Origin of the sequence: Leptospira kanakyensis, from assembly GCF_004769235.1 — a bacterium.
In the GTDB taxonomy this organism is placed as follows: domain Bacteria; phylum Spirochaetota; class Leptospiria; order Leptospirales; family Leptospiraceae; genus Leptospira_A; species Leptospira_A kanakyensis.
Genome location: NZ_RQFG01000005.1, coordinates 1308617 through 1318314 on the forward strand (window position 1 = coordinate 1308617; position 9698 = coordinate 1318314).

Below are 9698 nucleotides of genomic sequence, written 5' to 3' on the forward strand. Positions count from 1 at the left end.
AATCCATAAACTTTAAGCATAGATTGGCACTCTAATCATCAGAGTGCTAAAGGAAGTGCCAGAAGGATATGGATCTATCCCCTAGACATCGATCTATTTTGAAAGCCTTGGTTGAGGAATTTGTATCGGACAACAAACCGGTCGGATCCAAAACCCTTTCTGAAAAATACGATATCGGTGTTTCCCCAGCCACCATCCGCTCTTGTTTGGCGGAACTGGAAGAGATGGGTTTCATCGTGGCAAGGCATACATCTGGCGGTCGTGTTCCCACAGAACGTGGCTACCGGTTGTATGTGGATAGTCTTGTAACTCTTTTTGAGTTAACCATGCGGGAGAAACAAAGGATCCAGGAAGAGTATCTTCGGATGCAATTTCGATTGGACCAAGTTCTCATTGCCACATCCAAAGTTTTGGCTTCCCTTTCGCAATCAGCGAGTGTGGTTCTAGGCCCTGAAGGGTCACTCGATACACTCAAACACATTGAACTCATCCATGTAAATGGTGGAGAAGTTCTTATGATCCTTGTGATGCGGTCAGGTACGGTGCTCAATCGAAATATCTTTTTCGATTACCATATCTCACAAGAGACCTTGTACCAAATCTCAAGGTATTTGAATGATAACGTCAAAGGTTTTGATGTTCATGAAATTCAAAGTAATCTGATCCCTCAGATGATGATGAAAAAGGAAGGTCCAGAAGGATTTTCACAATTTGCACCATCAATTGCGAGAGCCATGGGATCGGACAGTTTGTCCGTTGATAACTTGTATATCGATGGATTAAAAAATTTATACGAAAACTTTAAGGATGAAGAGGAACAATTAGAAAACATCCTGCATCTGTTTGATGAAAAACAGTTTCTCAAAGAGTTTTTTAGCGATTATGTTCCGATGGATGGGGTTTATACCATTATTGGAAAAGACGGTAATGCGAAGTTAGGTGGGGTAACCATCATTACAACCAATTACCGAATGGGAGAGAAGAGGATTGGTTCCATGGGAATCATTGGTCCTCAGAGGATGAATTACAACAAAGCATTACCTTTGATTGAATTCACTTCAAAGTTAGTTTCAGAAATGATAACGAAGTTAAGTAGATAAGTAGGAGGAAAAATGGCAGAAGAAACAAACGGATCCGTTGATGAACAAAATGTGTCAGTCGAAGAAGGGCAGGCCATTACGGATGAAGCCATTGCACAAGCGGTAGAGGGTGCTGAAAAAGAACTCGATAACGCCAAAAAGGAAATCGAAACTTTAAAAGATTCTTGGTTAAGAGAACGTGCGGAGTTTCAAAACTACAAACGTAGAACCGCAAACGACTTGTTAAATGCAAGAAAGGAATCCATCAAAAAGTTCGCGGAAGGACTCACAGGAGCTCTCGACAACTTGGAACGAGTATCCAATGTTCCGAACCAAACTCCGGAAGTGGTCGCTTTTGTAGAAGGGATCAAGATGGTTCAAAAGGAATTTTATTCCGTATTGGAAAAAGAAGGAATCAAACGTTTAGATCCGAAAGGAATGGCGTTTGATCCAATGCTTATGGAAGCCATTGCTTCTGAGGAAAGTGCAGAGTTTACGGAAGAGACGGTTGTGGAAACTTACCAAGCTGGTTATTACCATGAAGAAGGTGAGAACAAACAATCCATTCGCCCTGCACGTGTGAAAGTGGGAAAACCACAAAGTTAATATTAGTAAGAAGGAGAAGACTATGTCTAAGGAAAAAATTATAGGTATCGATTTAGGAACCACTAACTCTTGTGTGGCGGTTATGGAAGGTGGAGACCCTGTTGTCATTCAAAACTCAGAAGGGGCAAGAACCACTCCTTCGATTGTTGCCTTTACCGCAAAGGGTGAAACCATTGTGGGCCAGTTCGCAAAGAACCAGGCAATTACGAATGCAGTAAACACAATCCGTTCTGCGAAACGTTTTATCGGTCGTCGTTTTAACGAAGCTGGTGACGAATCCAAGATGGTATCTTACAAAGTGATCCGTGCTGGAAATGATGGTGTGAAATTTGAAACCGTTTCTGGTGAATTCACTCCACAAGAAATTGCAGCTCGTGTTCTTCAAAAAATGAAGAAAACTGCGGAAGACTTTCTTGGTCATGAAGTAAAAAAAGCAGTAGTAACTGTTCCTGCTTACTTCAATGACGAACAAAGACAAGCAACAAAAGACGCAGGTCGCATTGCTGGTCTCGAAGTAGAACGTATCATCAACGAACCAACAGCAGCAGCTCTTGCTTATGGTTTTGATAAGAAAAAAACCAGTGCAAAGATCGCCGTATACGACTTAGGTGGTGGAACTTTTGACGTTTCTATCCTCGAACTTGGTGACGGAGTTTTTGAAGTAAAATCCACAAATGGGGACACTCATCTTGGTGGTGACGACTTTGACAACGTGGTCATGCAGTGGATGATCGACGAATTCAAAAAACAAACAGGAATTGATATTTCTGGAGATAAAAACACAGTACAACGATTGAAAGAAGCTGCTGAAAAAGCTAAAATCGAGTTGTCTGGAACATCTTCCACTCAAATCAACCTTCCATTCATCACAGCAGATGCTTCTGGTCCAAAACATTTGGATATGACACTCACCAAAGCAAAGTTTGATGAAATTACAAGATCTCTTGTAGAAAGAACTCGTATTCCATGTATCAATGCATTAAAAGATGCAGGCCTTTCTGCTAGTGAAATTGATGAAGTCATCCTTGTGGGTGGATCGATTCGTATTCCTGCAGTGCAAGCTCTTGTAAAAGAAATTTTTGGTAAAGAACCAAACAAATCTGTGAACCCTGATGAAGTGGTAGCCGTTGGTGCTGCTATCCAAGGGGGAGTTCTTGCAGGTGATGTTACTGATGTATTGTTACTCGATGTCACTCCACTCTCACTTGGGATTGAAACTCTCGGTGGTGTGATGACAAAACTCATCGAAAGAAACACAACCATTCCTACAAGAAAGTCACAAGTGTTCTCTACTGCGGCAGACAGCCAAACAACAGTTTCGGTTCATGTCTTACAAGGGGAACGTGAGATGGCAAGTGCCAATAGAACCCTCGGTCGTTTTGACTTAGTGGGAATTCCATCGGCACCAAGAGGAGTACCTCAAATCGAAGTAACTTTTGATATCGACGCAAACGGTATTGTTCATGTATCTGCGAAAGATTTAGGAACAGGAAAAGAACAAAAGATTCGTATTGAATCTTCTTCCGGACTCTCTGAAGAAGAAATCAAAAAGATGGTTAAGGATGCAGAAGCTCATGCAGAAGAAGATAAAAAACTTCGTGAAGCTGCTGATACTAAAAACGAATTGGAAGCCATTGTTTACCAATTAGAAAAAACCATCGGTGAATCTGCTGACAAACTTGATGAATCAGAAAAACAAAGAGCACAGGACGAAATCAAACGCGGCCGTGAAGCTATGGAATCTGGTGACGTAGAAAGAATGAAAGCATCTCGTGATTCCATCCAAGAAGTCGCAATGCAAATTGGACAAAAGATTTATTCACAAGCTGGCCCTGAAGCAGGAGCTCCGGGTGCAGACCAAGCAGGTGCTGCAGGTCAAGGTGCAAGTGAATCTTCTGCCGGTGGCGAAAAGGTCGTTGATGCGGATTACACCGTAGTTGATGAAGATAAAAAATAAATAGAGAAAAAGAAGTAAAACTATGAGCGACCGTGGTTACTACGAAGTATTAGGCGTTTCGAAAGGTGCCTCTGATGATGAGATCAAGAGCGCCTATCGTAAGTTAGCCATCAAGTATCACCCTGACAAAAATAAGGGTGATAAAGAAGCGGAAGAAAAATTCAAAGAGGCTACAGAAGCCTATGAAGTGTTACGTGATGCACAAAAACGTGCAGCTTATGACCAATTTGGTAAAGCAGGTGTAAACGCTGGAGCTGGTGGAGGATACGGAGCAGGAGCTTATACAGACTTCTCCGATATCTTTGGCGACTTCGGTGATATCTTCAGTGAATTTTTCGGAGGCGGAGGTGGTGGCGGTAGCCGCGGTGGTGGAAGACGGTCCGGTCCTCAAAGGGGATCGGATCTCCGTTATAATTTAGAAGTTAGTTTAGAAGATGCCGCTCTTGGAAAAGAATATAAAATTGAAATTCCAAGACTGGAAACCTGTGTGGATTGTTCTGGTTCCGGAGCCTCCAAAGGATCTTCACCTACAGTTTGTCCTGATTGTTCGGGAACAGGCCAAGTACGAAGAACCCAAGGTTTCTTTAGTGTGACAACCACTTGCCCTCGTTGTAAAGGAAAAGGAAAGGTTATTTCCAATCCTTGTAAAACTTGTAAAGGTGAGGGCCTAACAGAGAAAAGACGAACCATTCATATTAAAATCCCTGCCGGTGTTGAATCGGGTAGCCGACTCAAAGTTTCTGGGGAAGGGGAGTCTGGCCCGAACGGTGGACCAAGTGGTGATTTGTATGTAGTCACACATATCAAAAAACACCCAACCTTTGAACGCCAAGGAAACGATTTAATTGTTCAAAAAACAATTTCATTGTCCATGGCTTGCCTTGGTGGGGAGATTGAAGTGCCTTCCATTGACGGAAAGACCATCAACTTGAAAATTCCAGAAGGAACAGAGAGTGGACAAATCTTCCGATTGAAAGGACACGGAATCCCATACCTTGGTTCTTATGGCAAAGGGGACCAACACGTAATCATTAAAGTAGAAATTCCTAAGAAACTTTCTAAAAAACAGAGAGAACTGATGGAAGAATTTGCCCGTGAGTCCGGCGAAAAGGTCGGCAGTGGCGGAAAATCTAAGTTGTTTTTCCGCTGAACTTTTGGAGTATTGAGAGCATCTATGGATAAAAAAGTCCGACTCGGAGTCATTGGTACTGGTCATATGGGCCAATACCACGTAAACGTTGCTAAACAGCTTTCTGATGCTGAACTCATCGGAATATTTGATGCCAGCTTGGAACGCGCCAATCAAATTGCTGAAAAACATAAAACAAAAGCGTTTCCTACAATTGAAGAATTGTTGGCAGAAACAGATGCTTTGGTTATCGCTGCACCAACGTTCCTTCATCACAAGATCGCAAAACAGGCATTAGCTGCAAAGAAACATGTTTTGGTTGAAAAACCAATTTCACAAACTGTGGAAGAAGCAAAAGAACTAGTGGCTTTAGCAAAACAAAACAATTTGATTTTGCAAGTTGGGCACGTGGAAAGGTTTAATGGAGCAGTTTTGGAACTGGGAAAAATTGCTGAACATCCACTCCTCATTGAATCCAGAAGGATTGCACCTTACAACAGTCGTATCACTGACGTCGGTGTGGTTTTGGATATGATGATTCACGACATTGACATTGTTTTGAACTTGGTAAAGTCTGAAGTGAAAGAAGTGAAGGCTGTTGGATCTTCTGTTGTATCGAATCACGAAGATATTGCAAGTGTGGTTTTAACTTTTGCGAATGGATGTGTTGCTTCTCTTAACGCATCTCGTGCTTCCCAAGCAAAAATTAGAACACTTAATATTTCTCAAAAAGATTCTTATGTATTTTTAGATTTTACCAACCAAGAAATTGAGTTACATAGACAAGCAAGTTCAACAACTCAACTCGGAAGTGGAGAAATCAAATACCGACAAGAATCTATCGTGGAAAAAATCTTTGTTCACAAAGACAATCCACTCAAACAGGAACATGAACACTTTGTTAAATGTATCAAAGGAGAATCCGATCCCATGGTGAAGGGTGATTCTGATATTAAAACGTTAGAAGTGGCTTATAAAATCCTGGAAGAGATTCACGGAAAAAAATAATGACAAATATTCCTGATTCAACTCGCGGAAAGTTACTGATTTCCAATTCTAGTGTGATTCAGGATTTTTTTCACAAATCCGTTGTCCTTATGGTAGATCATGATGATGACGGGGCTTTTGGTTTGGTTTTAAATAAACCCACTGACCAAACCATGGAATCACTGATCAAAAATCTTCCAGATACAGTTTATGCCAACAAACAAGTGTTTTCTGGTGGCCCAGTGGACAATATGTTCGTATCAATCCTTCACAACGGAAAACAAACAGAAGATCCGGGTGTAGAAATTGTTCCTGGCATTTATATGGCCAGAAGTTTTGATACAATGATCGAAGTTTTATCTTCTGATCAAATTCAGTTTCGTGTTCTGCAAGGATATGCAGGTTGGTCTTCCGGCCAATTAGAAAGCGAATTTGAAAGATTATCTTGGGTTGTTTCCGATTTAGTAGATGAATCTGTTGTTTTTAGTGAAGGTGAGTCTGAGGTTGTTTGGCGAGAGGCCCTTCGCAACAAAGGTGGAATCTACAAATACTTTGTTGACCATACAAAAGATCCATCTCTCAATTGATTCAAACTTAGAATCACTGATATGAAACTATCATCCAAAAAGATTGTGCTTTCTTCTGGTTCCTCTCCTTTAGGAAAGGAACTGTTGCCGCTACTACTTTCGGAAGGTGCACTCGTTGTTGTGGGAGATTCAAACCCAGAAGAAATTCCCAACCATCCAAATCTTCAAAAATATAAAATTGATACAACCAAACCGGAACAGATGGAACGTTTGATTGAATCGGCCATCGAAACTTTAGATAAAATCGATGTTTTCATTTTAAACTCAGAACAAATCACGTATGCGGAAGATGAAAAAGAAGATTGGAACAGATTAAAAATTTTATTCAATGCAAACACTTTAGCTCCTATTCACACCATACAACGATTAACAAATTTAATTTCTGTTGGGCTCCATATAGTCGTAGTTAGTTCTGATTTAAGTAAAACACCAACCCCAGGATTTGGACTTTATGGATCTTCTAAGTCTGCTTTGGATTATTTTTGGGATTCCTTCCGAGGACAAATAGGGAGAGAGTTTCGATTTTCCCGAGTCATTGCTATGGAACCAAAACTTTCATTGCCGAGCCGCCTCGCAAACCGGGTTTTACAATCGATCCTTCGACCTAAAAAACGTAGGTACGAACATTTTTACCAATTGGGAAACCGGTTTTTATTAAAATTTTTACCTTTTTTACATTTTTTCCGAACCTTAGCCTATGCATTTCGATTAAAACAGGAGAAAAAGAAGAAAATTTCCCAAGTCGATTTGTTAACTTCCCCCGAAAATTAGTCATTTCGTACCCTTTATATACAACCTCACTTTCAATTCCTTCCACGTGCTTAGTTTTTGAACATAAAAAACCATTCGTTTAACGGTCTTATGTCGGATGGTGATGCAATCCATCCTTTCGGGTCATTTCTTCCATTTGGTACAAATATTGCTAACTAAGTAAGCAGAGGGTACCTCCATGTTTATCGCAGACTATAGTGCCAAAAATATATATGATGAGATGTTTTCCAGCGAAGGTTTTCCTCGCAAAAGTTATGACTTCGTAAAAACAAAAATGGAGAGTTTGGGTGGGATCGAACTCGTAAAACGTAGTACTTCGGCAGAAAGGGCTCTCATGTCACTTGGGATCACCTTTACTCTGTATGGTGATGGTGGTGAACAAGAAAGGATCATGCCTTTTGATGTCATTCCTCGTATTGTTCCAAGTGAAGAATGGATCAGTATGGAAAAAGGACTCAAACAAAGAATCCAAGCACTTAATTTATTTCTAACAGATATTTATGGAGAAGGAAAAATTCTTAAAGATAAAATCATTCCTCGCGAATTGATTGAGTCAAGTTCCGGATATCTCAAACAATGTATTGGTTTAAAACCTCCCAAAGATATTTGGATTCATATTACTGGAACGGATTTGGTGCGTGATGGAGCTGGTGCCTTCCATGTGTTAGAAGATAACTTACGTTGCCCATCTGGTGTTTCTTATGTATTGGAAAACCGTGAAGTGATGAAACGAACTTTTCCTGAACTATTCGAAAAGTTAAACATCCGCCAAGTTTATGATTATCCTTATCACTTAAGATCAATGTTAGAGAATCTAACAGACGTAGTCGATCCAGTGATTGCTGTTTGGACTCCTGGTGTTTTTAACTCTGCGTATTATGAACATAGCTTTTTGGCACAAAAGATGGGTGTATATCTTGTTGAAGGATCGGATCTCATCGTAGAAAATCACAAAGTTTATATGAAAACTACCAAAGGACTTCGTAAAGTCGATGTGATTTATCGAAGGATTGATGATACCTTTATGGATCAGTCAAGTTTTAGGCCGGACTCTTTACTTGGTGTGAAAGGAATTTTTGAAGCATTCAAAAGAGGAAATGTTGCCCTTGCCAATGCTCCTGGAACTGGAGTGGCTGATGATAAAGTAATTTATTCTTATGTTCCAAAGATCATTAAATACTACTTAGGTGAAGAACCGATCATTCCGAATGTTCCTACTTACCTTTGTTCTGAAGAAGCCGATTTAAAATTTGTTTTGGATAACATTCACAACCTGGTTGTCAAAGCTGCAAATGGTGCTGGTGGTTATGGAATGATCATTGGTCCAAAAGCAAGTAAACAAGAACAAGAAGATTTTAAGGAACTGATCAAAGCAGATCCAAGAAATTATATTGCTCAGCCGGTTTTAAATCTTTCCACAGTTCCTACGCTCATTGCAGATAAAATCGAATCAAGACATGTTGATTTAAGGCCGTTCATTTTGTACGGAAAAGATATATATGTAATGCCGGGTGGATTAACTCGCGTTGCGCTTCGTAAAGGATCACTTGTGGTCAATTCATCCCAGGGAGGCGGTTCAAAAGACACCTGGGTTCTAGGATAAAGGTGTTATATGTTAAGCAGAGTTGCCGAATCAGTTTTTTGGATGAATCGATATATCGAGAGGGCAGAAAATTACTCAAGATTTATTGATGTCAATCACCAGTTATCTTTAGATTTGCATGAAGAGGTGCCGAACCAATGGTTGCCTCTCGTACATACTACAGGAGATATTGAATTATTTGAGAAAAGGTATTCTAGTCCAAGTCCAGTCAATGTCATACGGTTTATGACTTTTGACGAAGAGAATCCGAATTCTATTTTTCAATGTCTTTCGAGAGCCCGTGAGAATGCCCGAACCATTCGCGAAAACATTTCCACTTCTATGTGGGAAGTGTTAAACGAGTTTTATCTCTTTGTAAAAGATTATCGTAAAGTTTACTTAGAAAGTTCTGAACTACATGGAGATACTCTTTCGATGGGGCTCTCCGATTTTCTCAGTACAGTTCGAAAAAGTTGCCAAAGTTTTTATGGATGTTCTGATGCTACCATCTCTCATGATGAGGTTTGGAACTTTTCCTTGTTGGGCAGGTTCTTAGAACGAGCAGACAAAACCACACGAATCTTAGATATGAAGTACTTTATCCTACTTCCTTCTGTTCATGATGTGGGTTCCACATTAGATTTATTACAATGGTTATCCCTTTTGAAATCGGCATCTGCACATGAGATGTACAATCAAAAATACAAACGTGTTGATCCCACTGATATTGCAGAGTTTTTGATTTTGAATGAAACCTTTCCTAGATCCATTTTCTTTTGTATCCAAGAGATGCAAGAGGCTTTGGAAAAAATTTCTGGAATTAAGGAAGGTTTGCCAAGGAACTTAGCGCAAGATGCAACTACAGTATATTTGAATCGTTTGCGATCAGAAAATATCAAATCCATTTTTGATAAAGGTCTACATGAATACCTGGATGATATTCAGATAGAACTCAATCATATAGGTTCCAAAATTGTGGAACGATTTTTTACAAACTAAC

General features: G+C 40.0%; 9 protein-coding genes. All 9 read left to right on the top strand.

Features of this window, described 5'->3' with window-relative positions; genetic code table 11:
* The first annotated feature begins 68 nt into the window (after positions 1–68).
* Positions 69–1100 (top strand): heat-inducible transcriptional repressor HrcA, encoded by a 1032-nt coding sequence (gene hrcA, locus EHQ16_RS06860; protein WP_135634434.1) that lies wholly within the window; start codon positions 69–71, stop codon positions 1098–1100.
* A gap of 12 nt (positions 1101–1112) precedes the next feature.
* Complete coding sequence (gene grpE / locus EHQ16_RS06865) at positions 1113–1685, top strand: nucleotide exchange factor GrpE (protein WP_135634432.1); 573 nt, start codon at positions 1113–1115, stop codon at positions 1683–1685.
* Positions 1686–1707: 22 nt separating this feature from the next.
* Positions 1708–3642, top strand: a complete 1935-nt coding sequence (gene dnaK / locus EHQ16_RS06870) for a molecular chaperone DnaK (RefSeq protein WP_135572886.1) — start codon at positions 1708–1710, stop codon at positions 3640–3642.
* A gap of 22 nt (positions 3643–3664) precedes the next feature.
* Positions 3665–4792, top strand: a complete 1128-nt coding sequence (gene dnaJ / locus EHQ16_RS06875; protein WP_135601649.1) for a molecular chaperone DnaJ — start codon at positions 3665–3667, stop codon at positions 4790–4792.
* Between the two features lie 24 nt (positions 4793–4816).
* A complete protein-coding gene (locus EHQ16_RS06880) occupies positions 4817–5779 on the top strand; it encodes a Gfo/Idh/MocA family protein (RefSeq protein ID WP_135634429.1) in 963 nt (320 codons plus the stop codon).
* An 8-nt stretch (positions 5780–5787) separates the two neighbouring features.
* Positions 5788–6345 (top strand): YqgE/AlgH family protein, encoded by a 558-nt coding sequence (locus tag EHQ16_RS06885; protein WP_208742262.1) that lies wholly within the window; start codon positions 5788–5790, stop codon positions 6343–6345.
* A gap of 21 nt (positions 6346–6366) precedes the next feature.
* A complete protein-coding gene (locus tag EHQ16_RS06890) occupies positions 6367–7116 on the top strand; it encodes an SDR family NAD(P)-dependent oxidoreductase (RefSeq protein ID WP_135634425.1) in 750 nt (249 codons plus the stop codon).
* Between the two features lie 178 nt (positions 7117–7294).
* The gene (locus EHQ16_RS06895) at positions 7295–8719 is read left to right on the top strand and encodes a circularly permuted type 2 ATP-grasp protein (protein ID WP_135588120.1); all 1425 of its coding nucleotides are present in this window, start codon (positions 7295–7297) and stop codon (positions 8717–8719) included.
* Between the two features lie 9 nt (positions 8720–8728).
* On the top strand, positions 8729–9697 hold the full coding sequence (locus EHQ16_RS06900; protein ID WP_135575639.1) for an alpha-E domain-containing protein: 969 nt from the start codon (positions 8729–8731) through the stop codon (positions 9695–9697).
* Position 9698: the final 1 nt, after the last annotated feature.